Source organism: Streptomyces sp. NBC_00996 (assembly GCF_045162675.1).
In the GTDB taxonomy this organism is placed as follows: domain Bacteria; phylum Actinomycetota; class Actinomycetes; order Streptomycetales; family Streptomycetaceae; genus Streptomyces.
Map to the genome: position 1 here is coordinate 973612 of NZ_CP108723.1, position 17794 is coordinate 991405.

At 69.6% G+C, this 17794-nt stretch carries 14 protein-coding genes and 2 pseudogenes; 8 read left to right on the forward strand and 8 right to left on the reverse strand.

Annotation, left to right across the window (positions count from 1 at the left end; genetic code table 11):
• Nucleotides 1–58: 58 nt before the first annotated feature.
• Nucleotides 59–715, reverse strand: coding sequence for a chaplin family protein (locus OG390_RS04975; protein WP_406165267.1), 657 nt, complete (start codon nucleotides 713–715; stop codon nucleotides 59–61).
• A gap of 278 nt (nucleotides 716–993) precedes the next feature.
• Between OG390_RS04975 and OG390_RS04980 the strand changes: the two genes are divergently transcribed.
• On the forward strand, nucleotides 994–2562 hold the full coding sequence (locus OG390_RS04980; RefSeq protein WP_406165269.1) for an alpha/beta hydrolase: 1569 nt from the start codon (nucleotides 994–996) through the stop codon (nucleotides 2560–2562).
• Between the two features lie 164 nt (nucleotides 2563–2726).
• Nucleotides 2727–3260, forward strand: coding sequence for a DUF4232 domain-containing protein (locus tag OG390_RS04985; protein WP_406165271.1), 534 nt, complete (start codon nucleotides 2727–2729; stop codon nucleotides 3258–3260).
• On the opposite strand, the gene asnB is transcribed toward OG390_RS04985, so the two are convergent.
• Entirely contained in the window at nucleotides 3253–5094 is a 1842-nt protein-coding gene (gene asnB / locus OG390_RS04990; RefSeq protein WP_406165273.1) for an asparagine synthase (glutamine-hydrolyzing), read from the reverse strand. The genes OG390_RS04985 and asnB overlap by 8 nt on opposite strands.
• Nucleotides 5095–5437: 343 nt before the next feature.
• Between asnB and OG390_RS04995 the strand changes: the two genes are divergently transcribed.
• Nucleotides 5438–7006 carry an FMN-binding glutamate synthase family protein gene (locus OG390_RS04995; protein ID WP_406165275.1) on the forward strand — a complete coding sequence of 523 codons (1569 nt, stop codon included), beginning with the start codon at nucleotides 5438–5440 and terminating at the stop codon, nucleotides 7004–7006.
• 3 nt (nucleotides 7007–7009) lie between these two features.
• Here OG390_RS04995 and OG390_RS05000 read toward each other — a convergent pair whose 3' ends face one another.
• Nucleotides 7010–8320, reverse strand: a complete 1311-nt coding sequence (locus tag OG390_RS05000) for a basic amino acid/polyamine antiporter (RefSeq protein ID WP_406165277.1) — start codon at nucleotides 8318–8320, stop codon at nucleotides 7010–7012.
• Between the two features lie 129 nt (nucleotides 8321–8449).
• On the opposite strand from OG390_RS05000, the gene OG390_RS05005 reads away from it, so the two are divergent.
• Entirely contained in the window at nucleotides 8450–9547 is a 1098-nt protein-coding gene (locus tag OG390_RS05005) for a chemotaxis protein (RefSeq protein WP_406165279.1), read from the forward strand.
• A 60-nt stretch (nucleotides 9548–9607) separates the two neighbouring features.
• Nucleotides 9608–10621 carry a Gfo/Idh/MocA family protein gene (locus tag OG390_RS05010; RefSeq protein ID WP_406165281.1) on the forward strand — a complete coding sequence of 338 codons (1014 nt, stop codon included), beginning with the start codon at nucleotides 9608–9610 and terminating at the stop codon, nucleotides 10619–10621.
• Between the two features lie 39 nt (nucleotides 10622–10660).
• On the opposite strand, the gene OG390_RS05015 is transcribed toward OG390_RS05010, so the two are convergent.
• Both OG390_RS05015 and OG390_RS05020 read right to left on the reverse strand, forming a co-directional pair.
• Nucleotides 10661–11020: a phospholipase domain-containing protein gene (locus OG390_RS05015; RefSeq protein WP_406165283.1), complete on the reverse strand. Its 360-nt coding sequence runs from the start codon at nucleotides 11018–11020 to the stop codon at nucleotides 10661–10663.
• 76 nt (nucleotides 11021–11096) lie between these two features.
• Nucleotides 11097–11342, reverse strand: a pseudogene (locus OG390_RS05020) (alkaline phosphatase family protein); the annotation flags it as partial.
• A gap of 183 nt (nucleotides 11343–11525) precedes the next feature.
• Between OG390_RS05020 and OG390_RS05025 the strand changes: the two are divergent.
• Nucleotides 11526–11840, forward strand: a pseudogene (locus tag OG390_RS05025) (MBL fold metallo-hydrolase); the annotation flags it as partial.
• 95 nt (nucleotides 11841–11935) lie between these two features.
• Here the strand turns inward: OG390_RS05025 and OG390_RS05030 are convergent.
• Together OG390_RS05030 and OG390_RS05035 are read right to left on the reverse strand one after the other, a co-directional pair.
• Nucleotides 11936–12379: an ester cyclase gene (locus tag OG390_RS05030; protein ID WP_406165285.1), complete on the reverse strand. Its 444-nt coding sequence runs from the start codon at nucleotides 12377–12379 to the stop codon at nucleotides 11936–11938.
• A 40-nt stretch (nucleotides 12380–12419) separates the two neighbouring features.
• Nucleotides 12420–13490 carry a medium chain dehydrogenase/reductase family protein gene (locus tag OG390_RS05035; protein WP_406165287.1) on the reverse strand — a complete coding sequence of 357 codons (1071 nt, stop codon included), beginning with the start codon at nucleotides 13488–13490 and terminating at the stop codon, nucleotides 12420–12422.
• 116 nt (nucleotides 13491–13606) lie between these two features.
• Between OG390_RS05035 and OG390_RS05040 the strand changes: the two genes are divergently transcribed.
• Entirely contained in the window at nucleotides 13607–14302 is a 696-nt protein-coding gene (locus tag OG390_RS05040) for a TetR/AcrR family transcriptional regulator (protein ID WP_406165289.1), read from the forward strand.
• Nucleotides 14303–14655: 353 nt separating this feature from the next.
• A complete protein-coding gene (locus OG390_RS05045; protein ID WP_406165291.1) occupies nucleotides 14656–16122 on the forward strand; it encodes a PP2C family protein-serine/threonine phosphatase in 1467 nt (488 codons plus the stop codon).
• 72 nt (nucleotides 16123–16194) lie between these two features.
• Here OG390_RS05045 and OG390_RS05050 read toward each other — a convergent pair whose 3' ends face one another.
• Nucleotides 16195–17694, reverse strand: coding sequence for a hypothetical protein (locus OG390_RS05050; protein ID WP_406165293.1), 1500 nt, complete (start codon nucleotides 17692–17694; stop codon nucleotides 16195–16197).
• Nucleotides 17695–17794 lie beyond the last annotated feature (100 nt).

Sequence of the window (17794 nt, forward strand, 5' to 3'; positions counted from 1 at the left end):
GAGTAGGCCCCACCGGTCATGGGCCCGGTGGGGCCTTCCGTCCTCGGTGTGCCGTGGATCAGCGCACCGAGGCGGGACGGAACCGCCGGTACAGGACGGCCCCACCCAGGAGCAGGGCCGCGCTCCCGGCGATCGCGGGCACCGTCTGGTCCGCGCCGGTGTGGGCGAGGGAGGCGACGGGCTGCTGCGGGGCGTGCCGGGGCGCCTGAGGACGCGGGTGCGCCTTGGGCGGGGTGGACGGCTTGGGGGGCCCGACGGGGTGGTGGGGAACATCCCCTGAGGTGTTCGTGGACTCGTTGCCGATCGCCGCGCTGCCGAGACCGACCGCCGTCACGGAGTTGCCGCTGACGTTCACCGGCACATGCACCGGAAGCTGTACGTCGTTGCCCGAGAGCACACCCGGCGAATCCTTTCCGCCTCCATGCGCGACGGCACCGCCGTGCATCCCGCCGGGCTGCCCGGCCCCGCCACCGTCGCTCTCGTTGGCGCAGCTGTTGCCCACGGCCGGATTGAGCAGCCCCGCCACGTTCACCGCGTTCCCGCACACGTTCACGGGAACGTGCACCGGAAGCTGGATGGTGTTGCCGGAGATCAGCCCGGGCGAACCTGCCGCGGCACCGTCCGCCCCGGAGTCGGCGTACGCCGGCATGGTCACGGCCAGCGCGCCCGAGGCGGCGGCAGCGGCGATCAAACCATTTCGGGTAACCCGATTCATAGGTTCCCTGCCTTCCAGACATGGTCGCGGGCACTCGCCCGCATGGCGTAAAACGCGGAACAACCATCCGAGTTATGGCTTATCGGTCTTTCACCCCTTCGAGCGGCACGGTTTTCGAACTGACAAGCGAGACGTGCGAAGGGAACGGGCCGTCGCGCGGCGCGCGGGCCATGGCACGACGGCCCCCTCCGCTCGCCCAGAGGCGTAGCTCCGGACCCGCGCTTATCGTGAGCGAGGGGGCATCGCCGGTCCACCGCCGGGGGTCCCTGGAGGCATGCATGCTGTCCGTGCACCAACGCCGCGCGTTCGCCGGAGCGGCGACCGTGACCCTGGCCCTGCTGGCGGCCGGGCTGCCCGCGGTGGCGACGGCCGCCGACGGCCCGGATCTGTCCCGCTTCTACCGCCAGAAGATCACCTGGTCGGCATGCAAGGGCGGCGGGATGCCCAAGGACCTGCAGTGCACAAAGGTGACCGTCCCGCTGGACTACGCGCACCCGGATGCCGGGACGCTCGACGTGGCGCTGGCCCGATATCGGGCCACGGGCAAGTCGAGGGGTTCCGTGCTGTTGAACTTCGGCGGCCCCGGAGTGGGAGGGATCAGCCAGCTCGCCCTCGCGGGCAAGGACTTCATGGGCCTGACGAACGGCTACGACGTGGTGACCTTCGACCCCCGCGGCGTCGGCCGGTCCTCACCCGTCAGCTGCGGCGAGGGCGCCGACGAGGCCTCCAACGCGATCGACGGCAACGCCGACAGCAGTGATCCGCAGGCCGCCCTCAAGGTCGTGAAGAAGGCCGCCGAGCTGTGCACCAAGCACTCCGGTCCCGTACTGCCACACATAGGCACGGTCAACGCCTCCCGGGACATGGACGTCATGCGCCAGGCGCTCGGCGACAAGAAGCTCAACTATCTCGGATTCTCGTACGGGACGCGGCTGGGCGCGGTGTACGCGTCCCAATTCCCCAAGAGGACCGGCCGGCTGGTGTTCGACGGAGTGGACACGCTCACCGAACCGCTGTCCGAACAGGGTCTGGTGAGCGCCGAGGCGCAGCAGACCGCCCTTGAGGACTTCCTCACCTGGTGCACGAAGGACATGGGCTGTCCGTTCGGGCAGGATCCGCGCAGCGCGCGACAGCAGGTCGTCCAGCTCGTCGACTCGCTCGACAAGGACCCGGTCCCCACCGACCTCGGCCAGCAGTTCTCCGGCCAGGACCTCGTGGGCGCCCTCAGCCAGGCGATGTACAGCAAGGATTACTGGCCCACGCTCGAGCGGGCCCTCGAACAACTCGTCGAGGACGGTGACACCCGCGGACTCACGCAGCTGTCGGGAGGCGTCGCCTTCCCGGGCGCCGCCGCGGCTGCCCGCCAGGGCGGCGGCCTCGTCGACGAACAGGACATCCCCATCGACAACCTTCCCGCCGCCCTGATGGCGATCAACTGCGCGGACGACCCCGACCGGCCCACCGCGGAGCAGGTCACCAAGGACATCGCCAGGCTCCGCGCCTCGTACGAGGAGGCGTCCCCCGTCTTCGGCCAGTTCCGGCTCACCCAGGTGCTGCTGTGCTACGGGCGCCCCAAAGGCACCGACTACATCCGTGACAAGGTGCGCGACGTCCACACCCCGAAGATGCTGCTCATCGGCACCCGGGGCGACCCCGCGACCCCGTACCGCTGGACCCTGGAGACCGCCAAGCGGCTCGGCTCGTCGGCCGTCGTGCTCGACAACAGGGGCGAGGGGCACACCGGCTACACGTCCTCCAAGTGCGTACACCAGAAGGTCGACGACTTCCTGCTGTACGGGTCCCTGCCGGACAGCGGCAGCTCGTGCGGGCCGGAATCCGACGACTGAACCCGGGTTCCACGAGCCGGGAAGTGCCACAACCACGTAACACGGACAACTCGCACACAACTCACCTACAACCCCTCGTGCATCCCGGCCGTCGGAGTGAGCAGGCGTCGCCGCGACCGGGCACGCCGTAGCTGCGGGTGACCACACCAGGGGGAACTCCACCGATGCGCATCCGAACCGTTCTCGTCCTTTCGACAGCCGCCACCACGCTGCTCCTGGCCGTGCCGCAGAGCGGCTCGGCCGCACCGCAGAGTGCGCAGGCCCCGAAGGCCGCTCAGCCCGCGAAGTGTGCGGAGAAGGCGCTCAAGCTGCGCGCCGAGCAGTCCGCGGACCCCTCCGTCGTACACATCGGCGTCACCAACCGCTCCACGCGCGCCTGCACCGTCGACCGGATCCCCACCGTCACCTTCGGCGACCTCGACGGCGCCGCCCTGCCGACTCCCGCCGGGGAGAGCGGGCCCTACCGCGTCGGCGCGGGCGGGACGGCGTACGCGGCCGTGCGGACGATCGCCGATCCGGCCGACCCGGAGGCCCGCCGGATGGACTCCATCGAGGTCTCCGCGAACCCTGCGTACCTCGGACGGTCCTTCACCGCGAAGGAGCTGGGCGCCGGTGACGCCGTCCTCGTGTGGGAACCGGTGACGACCTGGTGGAAGTCGTCCGTGGCCGCCGCGGACAAGGCGCTCGGTCTCAGCTGAGCGACACCTCCGGGGCGTACATCTCCATCCAGAGCGCCAGATCGAGGGTCCGTTCGAGGCCGCGCCGCGACGCCTGCGTGATCTGCGGCGTGTCGCGATATGCGGCCCGGCGGACCCTTCCGCGGTCGACGAGGTCGAAGACCGGGTGCGAGGGGCGGGCCAGCAGGTCCTTGACGTGCTCCTGGAGGGCGATCGCGTACTTGGGGTCCTGAGTGGACGGATAGGGACTCTTGACCCTGTCGTACACGGACTTCGGGATCAGGTCCGCGGTCGCCTCCCGCAACAGGCTCTTCTCCCGGCCGTCGAAGGACTTCAGGGACCAGGGCGTGTTGTAGACGTACTCGACCAGCCGGTGGTCGCAGAACGGCACCCGGACCTCCAGGCCGACGGCCATACTCGCGCGGTCCTTGCGGTCGAGCAGGATCCGTACGAAGCGGGTCAGGTGAAGGTGGCAGATGCGGCGCATGCGGTACTCGAAGTCGCTCTCGCCGTCGAGGCGCCGGACGTCGGCGACGGCCGTGCGGTAGCCCTCGGCGATGTACGACTCCAGGTCCAGCGCCTCGGCGACGTCCGATCGCAGCACCTCGGCGTCTTCGCCGAAGTGCTGCCCGAAGCGCACGAGCCAGGGGAAGGTGTCGGCACGGCGGGCCTCCTCGTCGAAGAACTGCAGGTAGCCGCCGAACACCTCGTCCGCCGACTCCCCGGAGAGCGCGACCGTGGAGTGCTCGCGGATGGCCCGGAACAACAGGTAGAGCGAGGCGTCCATGTCACCGAAGCCCATGGGCAGATCACGGGCTCGGATCATCTTCGCCCGTACGTCCGGATCGGCGAGGGCGTGCGAGTCGAGGACGATGTCCTGGTGGTCGGTGCGGGAGGCGCGGGCCACGTCGTGCACGAAGGGCGTGTCGGGCGTACCGCGCAGTTCGTCGGCGACGAAGTGGTCGGCCTGGCCGACGAAGTCGACGGCGAAACTGCGGACCTTCTCGCCGCGCTCGGCGAGCTGCCGGGCCGCGAGTGCGGTCATGGCGGAGGAGTCGAGGCCTCCGGAGAGCAGGGTGCAGCGCGGCACGTCGGCGACGAGCTGGCGGCGCACGATGTCCTCGAGGAGCGAGCGGACGGTGGCGATGGAGGTGTCGCGGTCGTCGGTGTGCGGCCGGGTCTCCAGCTGCCAGTAGACATGGCGCTGCAGTCCGCTGCGGTCGACGGTGACGACGGTGCCGGGCTCGACCTCGTGCATGCCGTCCCACACGGCGTGCCGGGGCGTCTTGACCAGGGCGAACAGTTCCCGCAGGCCGTCGAGGCGAACCCGGGGGCGGACCAGCGGGTTGGCCAGGATCGCCTTGGGCTCGGAGCCGAACAGGACGCCGTCGGGCGTCGGGTGGTAGTAGAAGGGCTTGATGCCCATGCGGTCGCGGATCATCACCAGCTTGTCGTGGCGACCGTCCCAGACGGCGAACGCGTACATGCCGTTGAGCCGCCCGGGGAGCCGCTCGCCCCACTCGAGATAGCCGCGCAGGACGACCTCGGTGTCGGAGTCGGTGGAAAAGCGGTGCCCGCGGTCGGAGAGCTCGCGGCGCAGCTCTGTGAAGTTGTAGGTCTCCCCCGAGTAGACCAGCGCAACAGTGCCGTCCGGCGTCTCGGCGGTCATCGGCTGGCGCCCGCCGGGCAGATCGATGATGGCGAGCCTGCGGTGTCCGAGGGCGGCGGGACCGTCAACCCAGGTGCCACGGTCGTCGGGTCCGCGGCAGGACATCGTCTCGGTCATTGCCTCCAAAGTCCCGGTCTCGGTGCGCAGGTCGCGGTCGAAGGAGACCCAGCCGGTGATGCCGCACATGCGTTACCTCCTGCGTCCGGTTCACGTGGAGCGCGGCGCCGACCTGCGGTTTCCGGGGACGTACGAACGCTTCCACAAAACCAGTTGTATTCAGCAGCTATATGATGAGGCTGTTTCATGTGCGCAGGGCCGTCAACACGTCCGTAACCCGATCGGTCCAGTCACACCCACTCTTTCGGCCGCGCTTTGCCCTCGCCGGACCCGCGCACTCGGCCTGCGCCCGGCCGCGCCCCACGGGAATCGGCCATGAGCAAAGACTTGCCCAACCTGCGGGAGCAGCCCGAGTGGAATGCTCGCTTTCGCCCCTTTCCTTTTCATGGGTTTGACTCATGGTGTGCGCCGGATGCTCTTGCTGCTGCTCGTCGCCCTCGGCGCGGCCGGGGCGCTGGTCCTGGTGCGCGCCGTCTCACCGTGGTGGTGGTTCGGCGCGGGTCTTCTGCTGGCGCTGAGCGTGCTCGGCGTGTGGGACCTGGCGCAGCGCCGCCACTCGTTGTTGCGGAACTATCCGCTGCTCGGCCGCCTCCGCTTCCTCATGGAGGCGCTGCCCCCGGAGCTGCGGCAGTACGTCGTCAAGCGGAGCTACGACGGCCGCCCGTACGGCCGTGAGGTGCGCAGCATCGTGTATGCGCGCGCCAAGGGCGTCGAGGCCGAGGAGCCGTTCGGCACCGAGCGGGACATGTACCAGGACGGGTACGAGTTCCTCCAACCGTCGATGCTCCCGGTCGAAGTCCCTCGGGAGCCGCCCGTGGTCCGCGTCGGAGGCCCCGACTGCACCCAGCCGTACGACATGGCCCTGCTCAACGTCTCCGCGATGAGTTTCGGGGCGCTGTCCTCCCACGCGATCCTGGCGCTCAACAGAGGTGCGGCGCTGGGCCGTTTCGCGCAGGACACCGGCGAGGGCGGCCTGTCGGAGTACCACCTGCGGGGCGGCGGGGACCTGATCTGGGAGATCGGCACGGGGTACTTCGGCTGCCGTACGCCCCAAGGGGGCTTCGATGCACGGGAGTTCGCGGACAAGGCCGCACTGCCGGAGGTCAAGTGCGTGTCGCTGAAGCTTTCCCAGGGAGCGGAGGCCGGCACCGGCGCAGTGCTGCCCGGCGCCAAGGTGAACGCCGAGATCGCCCGGGCGCGCGACGTCCCTCAGGGCAGTACGGTGATCTCACCGCCGTACCACCAGGTGTTCTCGACCCCGCGTGAAATGGTGCGCTTTCTCGCCCGTATGCGGGAGTTGGCGGGTGGAAAGCCGACCGGTTTCAAGCTCTGCGTCGGCTCGCGCCGCCAGTTCCTCGCCGTCTGCAAGGCGATGCTCGCCGAGGGGGTCACGCCCGACTTCATCGTGGTCGACGGATCGGAGGGCGGCTCCGGGGCGGCGCCGCTGGAGTTCGCCGACAACCTCGGCATGCCGCTCACCGAAGGGCTGATCACCGTGCACAACGCGCTGGTCGGTGCGGGGCTGCGCGGCCGGATGCGGATCGGCGCGAGCGGGAAGGTCGCCCTCGGTGCGGACATCGTCAAACGGCTGGCGCAGGGCGCGGACTACACGAACGCGGCCCGCGCGATGCTGTTCGCCGTGGGCTGCCTCCAGGCCCGGCGCTGCCACACGAACAGATGCCCGGTGGGCGTCACGACACAGGACCCGCGCCGGGTCCGCGCCCTGGACGTGGCCGACAAGTCCGAGCGCGTGCACCGCTACCAGCGGGCGACCGTGCGCAGCGCGAGCCGGATCATGGCCGCCATGGGGGTACGGGATCCGGGCGAGCTCGGGCCCCACCAGGTGTTCCGGCGTACGGATCCGACGACTGTGCGGTCGTACGCGGAGCTCTACGAGTGGCTCGCGCCCGGGGTCCTGCTCCAGGAGCCGCCCGACTCCTGGGACATGGACTGGGCCGCCGCCGATCCGGACTCCTTCTGAGGGTCAGAAGTCCACGGCGTCGCGCACGATGGGGCAGGTCATGCAGTGGCCGCCGCCCCTGCCCCGCCCGAGTTCGGCGCCGACGATCGTGATGACCTCGATCCCGGCCTTCCGCAGCAGGGTGTTGGTCTGGGTGTTGCGGTCGTAGGTGAACACCACACCCGGTTCGAAGGCCGCCGCCAGCAGGAAGGGGATCAGCGTCAGCGCACTGGTCGGATCCAGGGCGAAGTTGAACGCGTCGTCCGAGAACAGCGTGGCGACCAGCACAACTTGGGTGAGGAGCGTCGACATCACCAGCACCGGCACCGGCACATCCGCCGCGGTGGACCGGCTCAGGAATCGCGGCATGTCGTCGTCCTTGGCGGCGACGAACAACACCTCGGCCGCTATCAACGTCCAGGCGAGATAGGCACCGAGCACCGAGACGATCAGGCCGACGCTGACGAAGACCTTGCCCCAGGTGCCGACGGCGTGCTCCAGGACTCCGGCCATCGACGGCTGCCGAAGCTCGGCGATCTCGCTCATCGGCATGATGCCGTACGACACGATGGTGACCGAGGCGAAGACGGCGAACACGCTCAGGAAACCGAGCACGGTCGCCCTGCCGACGTCCTCGCGCCGCTTGGCGTGCCGCGAGTAGACACTCGCGCCCTCGACTCCGAGGAACACGAGGACCGTGGCCAGCATGGTGCCCTTGACCTGCTGGAAAAGAGAACCCGCGTAGTCGGCGCCGGCGAAGTTGTCGGCGAAGACCTGCGGATTCAGATAGAAGAGCGCCAGGATCACGAAGACGAGGATCGGCACGACCTTGGCCACGGTGACGATCCGGTTGATGGCCGCGGCCTCCTTCACCCCTCTGCGGATGAGGAAGAAGAACGCCCACAGGCCGACCGAGGAGAGCACCACCGCAAGGAGGGTGTCCCCGTCGCCGAGCGCGGGCGCGATCGCCCCGATGGTCGACATGATGAGCACCCAGTACGTCACGTTGCCGACGCACGCGCTGGCCCAATAGCCGAAGGCGGAGAAGAAGCCGAGGTACTCGCCGAAGCCCGCCTTCGCGTACGCGTAGACGCCCGCGTCGAGGTCGGGCCTGCGGATCGCCGGCTGCTGGAAGACGAAGGCCAGCATCAGCATCCCGGTACCGGCGACGGCCCAGGCGATCAGGGCGCCCGCCACGCCCGTCTCCTGAGCGAACCGGCTCGGCAGCGACAAAACCCCGGCCCCGACCATCGAGCCGACGACCATCATGGTGAGGGTCAGCAGCGTCAGTTTGGCAGCCGGCGCCGCCTGGGTTTCCGAGTCGGCCTGCGTCATGGGTGTCCTGCGGACACGGGCATCGTCGTGCGGCGACCACGATGCGGCAACGTCATCTGGCGACACGAGCGACACTAACAATCAATTGCCCCAAATGCCCGATAGGCGAATCGGCCCTATGGTGCTGATATGGAGCACGCACTCAGCCCCGCGACCCTCACCGAGCTGCGCAGGCCGCGGCCCTATCCGGCGGTGTCCGTGCTGACGCCGACACACCGCCGCGAACCCGACAACGCACAGGATCCGGTCCGGCTCCGCAACGTCGTGGCCGAGGCCAAGAAGCAGCTGGAAGCCGACCCCTCGGTCACCCGCGAACGGCGCACTGATGTCGTCGAGCAGCTCGAGCGAGCACTGGCCGAGGTCGATCTGGCGCACGCCGAGGACGGCCTGGCGATCTTCGCGGCGCCGGGTGAGCACCAGGTCTGGTCGCTGGCCCGCACCGTGCCTGAGCGCGTGGTGCTCTCGGACACGTTCCTGACCCGCAACCTCGTCGCCGCGCAGGCCTCCGAGCGCCCGTTCTGGGTCCTCGCGGTCTCGCCCGATCGGGTGACGCTGTGGAACGGTGGCGCCGGTCATGTCGTCGAGGACCAATCGGGTGGGTTCCCACTGACCCGGGACCGCGAGAATTTCGACGCGGAGCGCCAAGAGCAGATCGGCGACATGCCGAGCACCTTCCGCGACGAGGGCACCCGCCACTTCTTGCGCGACGCGGACACCGCCCTCACCGCGGTCCTGCGCGAACAACCGCGGCCGCTGTACGTCACGGGCGAGCAGGCCGCGCTCTCGCTGCTCGACGAGGTGGGCACCGTCACCAAGGACGCCGTCCACGTGCCGCACGGCGGTCTCGCGCACGGCACCCCCAACGCCGTGTGGCAGGCGGTCCAGCCGATGATCGCCGCCGAGAACCGCAAGAGCATCGACACGGTGAGCCGTGAGCTGGAGGCGGCCCGAGGCCGCAAGGCGTTCGCCGCCGGTGTCGACGAGGTCTGGCAGAACGCCTCCGACGGCCGCATCGGGCTCCTCGCAGTCGAGGAGAACTACCGCGTGACGGTCCGCGACGACGGCGGCGACCATCTGGTCCCGGCCGAGAGCGGTGAGCTGGACGCTCGGGAGGACATCGTGGACGAGATCGTCGAGCGCTGCCTGGACACGGGCGCCGAGGTCCGATTCGTCCCCGACGGCAGCCTCGAGGATGCGAAAGGCATCGCCGGGGTGCTGCGTTACTGATCTTTCCGGCCGAGAATCGGAACACGGGGACCGAGCTGTCGGCGGAAAGGTGCGGAGCGCGTGAGTGAGCTGTTGGGTGTGGCGGTGCTGGGGGCCGGACACATGGGTGCCGACCACATACGGCGAATCGGCCAAGTGGTAAGTGGTGCGAGGGTCGCCGCGGTGGCGGACCCCGACACCGGCCGGGCCAAGGACGCCGTGGCCGGCATCGACGGTGCCTCGGTCCACACCGAGGTGTCGGCCGCGCTCGACGCGCCCGGCGTCCGGGCGGTGTTGATCGCCTCCCCCGGGCCCGCGCACGAGGAGGCGCTGCTCGCGGCGTTCGAGCGCGGTCTGCCGGTGCTGTGCGAGAAGCCGCTGGTGCCGGACTCGGCCGGGGCGCTGCGCGTGGTGGAGGCCGAGACTCGGCTCGGGCGGCGGCTGGCGCAGGTCGGGTTCATGCGCCGCTACGACGCCGAATACATGCGTCTCAAGTCGTTGCTGGGCAGCGGGCGGTTGGGCCGTCCGCTGATGCTGCACTGCACGCACCGCAATGTCTCGTCCCCTCCCGGCTTCACCTCGGCGATGCTCGTCAACAGCTCCGTCTCGCACGAGATCGACGCGGCGCGCTGGCTGCTGGGCCAGGAACTCACGGCCGTGACCGTGCTCCGTCCGCGGCCGGCCTCGAACGCCCCGGAGGGTTTGCTCGATCCCCAATTCGTGCTGTTCGAGACGGCGGACGGGGCTCTCGTCGACGTCGAGGTCTTCGTCAACTGCGGCTTCGGCTATCAGGTGCGATGCGAGGCGGTCTGCGAGGCGGGGAGCGCGCGGATCGGGGACGAGCACGCGATGGTGGTGACGACGGCAGGCGGTGCGAGCGAGGAGGTGGCCCAGGACTACCTCGTACGGTTCGCCGATGCCTACGACCGCGAGGTGCAGGCATGGGTGGACGCCACCCGGGCGGGCCGGGCCACGGGGCCCAGCGTCTGGGACGGGTATGCCGCGTCCGCCGTCGCCGAGGCGGGGGTCCGGGCACTGGAGAACGGCGGCCGGGTGACCGTCGAGCTCGCCCCGCGCCCGGACCTGTACGCGTGAACCGCGACGGTGGGCGCTCGGGCCCGCCGTCGTACCGGATCAGCCGCTGACGCTCGCCGCGACCGTCTCGATGTGCCGGGTGAACGGACGCGACCAGGTCGCGTCGGAGTCGACAGTGATCGTGAAGTCGTACCAATCGCCCTGGTACGCCACCGCGTTGAAGAAGTCCTCCGTCGAGCCGCCGGCGGCGACGGTGTACGTCCAGGGACCGTCGCTGCGGTAGTGGTGGGAGGTGATGGTGAACTTGACCGAGGCAGCTGAGGAGTTGGCCATCTTGAAGCAGATGGCCGTCTTCCCGCTGCCGGGCTCGGTCGCGTAGCGGGTGCTCACTTCCGGCGACTTGCCCGCCTTCGTCACGTCGCCCTTGAATCGGCGCAGAAAGCGGTTGGGGCCGACCATTGAGATGTCGTACTTCCCGTCGCCGTACCCCGAGCCCCCACGGGTACTGCCTGCCGCTGCCGCCTGGCTGGTTGAAGACGGATGTGCCGCCGGAGAGCGTGATGCCGCTGCGGTCGTCGAAGCCGCGGACGCCCTTGAGACGGCCGAAGTAGTGGTCGAAACTGCGGTTCTCCTGCATGAGGATCACGACGTGCTGCACATCCGAGATCGTGCCGGACGCGGTCGCGGCGGCGGCCGCCGGACGCGAACCGACGCCCATCGCGGCACCTGCCGCCACGGACGCGCCGAGCCCAACAAAGCCTCTTCGGCTGATCGGTGTCATTCGTCCGCCCTCATCCCCGGAGTGCCCCTGCGGCACACCGCGCGCAAGCGTGCACGCGGTCGTCGTCAAGGTCCCTACCGGTGCGGTAAGGCGTGGATGAACAGCGGTCGAACCTCGCCCGGGCGCCGGCACTGTTCCCAAAGCCGGGCCCAGGCGCCGGGACGAGGTGGCTGGATCGATCAAATGCGTCTGCCGAAATACGGCGACGCCTGTGTACGCCCGGAAGCCGGCGGCCGCGTCCTGGTGATCGATCCGGGCGTCCACTGCGAAGGGGAGGCGCTGTCCGGCGCCACCGCCGTGCTCATCACCCACGAGCACGCCGACCATGTCGATGTCGACGAACTCGAGGCGGCACGCAGCAATCCGGCCGTGACCATCCACACCCATCCGGCCCTGGCCGCCGACCTCGGCGCCGGTGTGACCCCCGTCGAGGTGGGCTATACCTTCACCGCAGCCGGATTCCCCGTCCGCGCGGTCGGCGGCGAGCACGCCGAGATCATCGACGGCCTGCGTCGGCGTGCACGAGCCAGATCTGTCCCGGAGCCCTGGATGACTGACCGCCGACCGCGTCCGGCCCGTCGACACATGTCCCGTCAGGACCCGGGCAGTTCGCGTATCCCGAGCTGCTGCACCAACAGCAGGCTGTCCGCGTTCGCCCAGTACTCGGCCAGCCGACCGCCCTCCACGCGGAGGGTATCGGTCCCCGTGAACGCGACCTCGTTGCCGATCGCCTCCTCGGGAGCCCCGGGAAACCCGCCGCGGTAGATGCCCCTCGCCTGCCAGCGGACCACCAGATACTCATCGGTGGCGATGGGCCCCACCTGGATGCCGAAGGTCAGGTCGCTCAGCAGGGAGTGGATGCCGGAGATCCACTGGTTCAGCGCCTCCCGGCCGCGGATCTCGTCAGCGCCCGATCCTGTGATCGGCGCCGCGTGGGCGACGAAGTCGGGAGCGATGATCTTCTCGGTGAGGGAGAGGTCGTTGTTCCAGAGCTCCTTCCAGGGCTCGGCGAGGGCGGCGTTCTCCTGTACGGACATGGGTTCTCCTCGGGTGTGTCGATGTCGGAACGAACGGATTTCAGTGGGCGCCGAATGCGTCCGGGGCCGGATCCGGGACGAGGATGACCTTGCCGGTGACGGTGCCGGACTCGGCCAGCCGCATGGCCTCCGCGGCCTGGCTGAGCGGGATGCGGGCCGCGACCTGCGCGGTGATGGAGCCGTCGGCGAGCAGGGCGAAGACGCGACCGAGGTCGGTGCGCAGACGGTCGTGGAAGACGGCCGGACGGCGTTTGCCGGCCCAGATGTTGTAGAAGTGCGTACGCCGGCCGTTGGGCAGGAGCTTCCAGAGGAACAGCCGCCCGATGAGCTTGAGGACGGGCAGCTTGGAGGATCCGGCGACGTCACGGGTGGCCGCGGTGCCGTACGAGACGAGCGTGCCGCCCCGCGCCAGCAGCCTGAAGGAGTCGACGATCCCGTCACCGCCTATGTGGTCGAAGACCGCATCGACACCGCCCGGCGCCAACTCCCGTACCCTGGCGGGCAGATCGGTGGCGCGGTAGTCGAGGGGAGTCGCGCCGAGCGCGCGCACCGCGTCATGATGCCGGGGCGAGGCGGTGCCGATCACACGGATGCCGGCGTGCGTGGCCAGCTGGACGAGGGTGGAGCCCACGCCGCCGTTCGCCCCGTGCACCAGCACGGTCCCTCCGGCGCGGACCTTGGCGATGCGGTGCAGCATCTGCCAGGCCGTGATGCCGTTGACGACCACCGTTTCGGCGTCCGCGGGGTCCAGCGCGCCGGGGACCTCGACGAGATCGGTGACGGGCAGGACGACCCGGCTCGCCCAGCCGCCCACCTTGGTCAGGGCGGCGAAGCGCCGGCCGACCAGTGACGGGTCCACCCCTGCCCCGGTCCGGGCCACGACGCCGACCAGGTCGTAGCCGGGCACGAAGGGGAACGGCGGCTGGTCGTAGTACTTGCCACGGCGCATCTGCTGTTCGGCGAACGACACTCCGGAGGCCTCCAGGGCCAGGACGACCTCACCGGCCGCCGGTTCCGGCGCGGGGCGCACGCGGATCTCGAGGCCGGAAGGCTCCACGGCACCCGGGAGGACGACTTCGGTCATCGCATCGGCCACGGTCTCCGCGTTCATGATGGTCAGAGCTCCTTAGTTATAGCTTCTCGTGTTCGTGATAAGTTCTAACTAAAGCTTGCTCCTCTATATTCCGTAAGTCAAGAGCCACCCACCGAAGACGAAGAGGCGATGACATGGCGGCAGAGAGCCGGACCGAGCCCGGCCTGCGCGACCGGTTCCGCGCGCAGGTACGGCAGGAGGTCAAGACCGCGGCACTGCGGCAACTGGCCGAGGGTGGCCCGGAGGCGCTGTCACTCAACGCCATCGCCAAACAGGTGGGCATGACAGGCCCCGCGCTCTACCGCTACTTCACCAACCGGGACAGCCTGCTGACCGAGCTGGTCATCGACGCCTACGGGGACCTCGCCTCCGCCCTCTCCCGCGGGGCCGGCACCGGCGCGACGGACCCGGTCGCCCGCCTGACCGCGGTCGTTCAGGCCTACCGCGCCTGGGCACTGACCGAGCCGCACCGCTACCGACTCCTGTTCCGGGCGCCGCTTCAGGGATATGACGCACAGTCCACGAGCCTGGTCGAGGCCTCGCAGCCCGCCATGGAAGTCGTACTGGAGGTGGTGGGCGCCCTCGCGAAGCCGGGCACGGCGGTCCCGGAAGGCCCGGCGGCCCAGTTCCGGGACTGGATGAAGCACCACGGGATCAAGAACGTGCCGGAGGCGGTCGCCGCGCGGACCACGATGCTGTGGGCCCATCTGCACGGGCTGGTCGGCCTGGAGATCGAGGGCAACTTCACCTCGATGGGCATCGACCCGGCTTCCCTCTACGAGGCCGAGGTGAGGGACTTCGTACGCTCACTGTCAACGACCCGGGACTAAAACGGACTGAAGTCCCGGGCTTGTTCCTCGCAAGGATCCCGCTGAACCCGGGCGAGTTCGCCGGATCCGGTGATAGAGAAGGCTTCGCACAAACGTCCCTCGAACAGGAGGTTGAACGGCGGGCGCGTACACCCCGGCAGACCGTCAAGTCACGTAGGCCATCTACGACTTGGTCACACCGGACGCGTACCGAATCGATACCGCATGCCCGGTCCGGGAGGACTGCGGCATATGCCAGAAGCACCACCGTATCGTGTGTTGCCAAATCCCTTACAGCGCGTCGCAGGCTGTGCAACAGTCGTAACGGTCCTTCCGTCAGCCTTGGTCGTACCGTCCCCGCATCGGAGTACGTCATGCCCTCCCATCTCTCTGCGGACCGCTCAGCCGCTCAGCCGCCCCAGCGCGGCTCGGTCGACGCGCTCATCTCGCAGACGCGGCAGCTGCGCGGTGAGGTGGACGCCGTACGGCGTGACGCTCCCGTCGACGGCGAGGACCCGCAGGGACGCTGGCAGCGCGCGCTCTGCAATCTGGCGATGCACCAACTCAACGATCTCGACGAACACTTGGCCCAGCTGCGGGACGGACCGCCGCCCGTGCCCGTTCGACCCGCAGCCGTTCCCGCCGCCCGCGCCGTGCCGGCCGCATCCCGGCGCGGCTCGCTGCTGAGCCGGGTCGGCAGCGCCGAGTGGAACCTGCTGACGGACGAGGCCAGTTGGTCCGGTGAGCTCTATCAGATCCTGGGCCGGGACCCCGCCGCTCCCCCGCTCACGCTCGACGAACTGCCGTCGGTGGTGGTCGACGAGGACCGGCCGAAGCTGACGGCGATGGTCACGGACTGCCTGATCGACGCCAAGCCCATCGACGGCGAGTTCCGCGTAGTGCGCCCCGACGGCGGAGTGCGGACCGTGCACATGATGGGCGAGCCCGTGCTCGACGCCGATGGCAGCACCGCCTCGATGTGGGCCGTGCTGCGCGACGTCAGCGAACTGCGCCGCAGCCAGCGGACGGTGAGCGAGACCCGTGACTCGCTGCAGCGCGAACGGCACATCGCGCAGGCCGAGCACCGGCTCGCGGTCGAGCTGCAGGAGGCCGTGCTGCCGCCGTGGCGTGGTTCCCTGCGGTTCCCGCAGCGGGGCGCGCAGGCCCTGGACCTCACCGCCCGCTATCTGCCCTCGTCGACCAGCGCACTGGTCGGCGGCAACTGGTACGACGCTCTCGAACTGCCCGACGGCGACACCCTGTTGAGCGTCGGTGACCTCACCGGCCACGGAGTGGCCGTGACCTCGGGCATGGCGATGCTCCTCGGCGCCCTGCGCGGCATGGCCGTGACAGGCACCCAGCCGGGCCAACTCCTGGCCTGGCTCAACCAGTTGCTCGACGCCTCCGTCCAACCTTCCCTCGGCAGCGCCGTCTGCTGCCGCTATCGGCCCCAGACCCGCACCCTCAGCTGGGCGCAGGCAGGACACCCCGCCCCGCTGCTGTTCCGCAACGGGACGGCGCGCGCACTGGCAGCGCCCGACGGCGTGCTGCTCGGAGCGACATCGGGTGCCGTCTACGGCCAGGCCGAGGAGAGCCTCGAAGAGGGCGACCTGCTGCTCCTGCACACCGATGGACTGGTGCCCCGGGAATGGCGGTCCCCTCGCTCGAGCGAAGCCGAGAGTGGGGGACGCACGGCGGCCGTCCAGAGGCTGCTCGACCTGGCCCCGCGCTTCGACGGAGTCCGCTCGGCTCAGGACTGTGTACGGATGGTTGTCGAGGAATACGGCGAGACCGAGCGCGAGGACGATGCCTGCGTGCTCATCGCCCGGGTCGGCTCCTGACGACGCTGTCCATCGGGGTCATGCCACGACCCCGGTTCGGAGACCAACCCGTGTTTCCGACACGGGCCCCCCTTACGCCCGCGCGCTGTTGCCGCCTCTGGGCTTCAACGAGCCGTTGGGAAGGGCGAGTTTGATCTCCTCACGCAGGTCTTGGATCTTCGGATAGCTGGAGTACTGCCCGGTGAGCCGGTACATCTCGCGCAGCCGGTCCCAGGTGCGGTGGGAGGAGTTGGCCCCCATCGACGTCAGGGCCAGCCGTGCGTACCGATCGGCCTGTTCGGGGTCGTCGGCGATGAAGCAGGCCGACGCGAGGGAGATGTGGTCGAAGATCTTCGACCGGTCCCGGCCCGACTCGCGCAGCTTCAGTGCCTCCTTCGCATGGCACTGCGCGGTGGCCGCCGCGGCCGGCTCGTGTTCGGCGAGGGTGCGGTAGGCCAGAGCCTGCATGCCGTGCATGTCGGCCTCGTCGAACAACTGCATCCAGCTCGGCGGAGGTACGTCACCCCGGTCGGAGACGAACAGGTCCTCCGCCTGACCGAGCGTGCGCCGCATGGCCTGGCCCTTGCCCATGGACGCCTGTGCCCAGGCCTCGATGGTGTAGAGCATGGCCTTGGTGCGGGGCAGCACCTCGTCGCCGGAACCGGACTTGGCGAGCTTCATGAGGTCGAGTGCGTCGTCGGGCCGGCCCAGATGCACCATTTGGCGAGCCGCTCGGGAGAGCGCCTCTCCGGCGCGGGGCCGGTCACCGCCCTCTCGGGCCGCGTGGGCGGCGATGACGAAGTACTTCTGAGCCGTGGGCTCCAGGCCGACGTCGTGCGACATCCAGCCCGCGAGGACGGCGAGGTTGGCGGCGACGCCCCACAGGCGCCGCTGCAGATGGTCGGGGTGTCGGTAGGAGAGCATGCCTCCCACTTCGTTGAGCTGGCCCACCACAGCCTTGCGCTGCAGCCCGCCGCCGCGGGCCGCGTCCCAGGCCCGGAACACCTCTACCGAGCGCTCCAGTTCCTCGATCTCCTGCGACCCGATGGGGGCGGCCTCGTAGCGGTCGAACCCAGCGGGGTCGGCGTGCAGGGGATCGTCGAATTGGGGAGCGTCGGCCGTGAGGGCCGGATCGGTGTGGAGCCAGTCGTGCATGGCCGTACTGAGTGCGGATCCTGCGGCGAGCGCGGCACCCGCGCCCACCAAGCCGCGTCGGTTGAGCATGAGGTCCATTCCCGTGAATTCGGTGAGGACCGCGGCGGTTCGCTCGGGCGCCCACGGCACACCGTCGGGATGTTCCGCATTCCCGCCGCCCTGCCGTTTCCCCACACGCCCGTGCCGGACCAGACCGAGGTCCTCGATGGTCACGACACGGCCGAGACGCTCGGTGAACAGAGCCGCCAGCACCCTCGGCACGGGATCGCGCGGGATCTCTCCCATGTCGATCCAACGCCGCACCCGCGAGGTGTCGGTCGCCAGTTGGGGGTGGCCCATGGCCGCCGCCTGTCGGTTGACCATCCTCGCGAGCTCGCCCTTGGACCAGCCGGCGAGGCCGAACAGGTCCGACAGGCGGGTGTTGGGTTGTCCGTTCACTTCAAGCCCCCAGGTTCTCGGCTGAATTGACAGTAACCGCCTGTCAGTTGCTGAGCGACTATTCGCCAGGGTTCGCCAGGGTGCGCCAGATGGTCTGCCA

Excerpts from the sequence above, each read along its gene's own strand:
- OG390_RS04975 (WP_406165267.1), bottom strand. The coding sequence starts at position 715 with ATGAATCGGGTTACCCGAAATGGTTTGATCGCCGCTGCCGCCGCCTCG.
- OG390_RS04980 (WP_406165269.1), top strand. The coding sequence starts at position 994 with ATGCTGTCCGTGCACCAACGCCGCGCGTTCGCCGGAGCGGCGACCGTG.
- OG390_RS04985 (WP_406165271.1), top strand. The coding sequence starts at position 2,727 with ATGCGCATCCGAACCGTTCTCGTCCTTTCGACAGCCGCCACCACGCTG.
- asnB (WP_406165273.1), bottom strand. The coding sequence starts at position 5,094 with ATGTGCGGCATCACCGGCTGGGTCTCCTTCGACCGCGACCTGCGCACC.
- OG390_RS04995 (WP_406165275.1), top strand. The coding sequence starts at position 5,438 with ATGCTCTTGCTGCTGCTCGTCGCCCTCGGCGCGGCCGGGGCGCTGGTC.
- OG390_RS05000 (WP_406165277.1), bottom strand. The coding sequence starts at position 8,320 with ATGACGCAGGCCGACTCGGAAACCCAGGCGGCGCCGGCTGCCAAACTG.
- OG390_RS05005 (WP_406165279.1), top strand. The coding sequence starts at position 8,450 with ATGGAGCACGCACTCAGCCCCGCGACCCTCACCGAGCTGCGCAGGCCG.
- OG390_RS05015 (WP_406165283.1), bottom strand. The coding sequence starts at position 11,020 with ATGGTCGGCCCCAACCGCTTTCTGCGCCGATTCAAGGGCGACGTGACG.
- OG390_RS05030 (WP_406165285.1), bottom strand. The coding sequence starts at position 12,379 with ATGTCCGTACAGGAGAACGCCGCCCTCGCCGAGCCCTGGAAGGAGCTC.
- OG390_RS05035 (WP_406165287.1), bottom strand. The coding sequence starts at position 13,490 with ATGAACGCGGAGACCGTGGCCGATGCGATGACCGAAGTCGTCCTCCCG.
- OG390_RS05040 (WP_406165289.1), top strand. The coding sequence starts at position 13,607 with ATGGCGGCAGAGAGCCGGACCGAGCCCGGCCTGCGCGACCGGTTCCGC.
- OG390_RS05045 (WP_406165291.1), top strand. The coding sequence starts at position 14,656 with ATGCCCTCCCATCTCTCTGCGGACCGCTCAGCCGCTCAGCCGCCCCAG.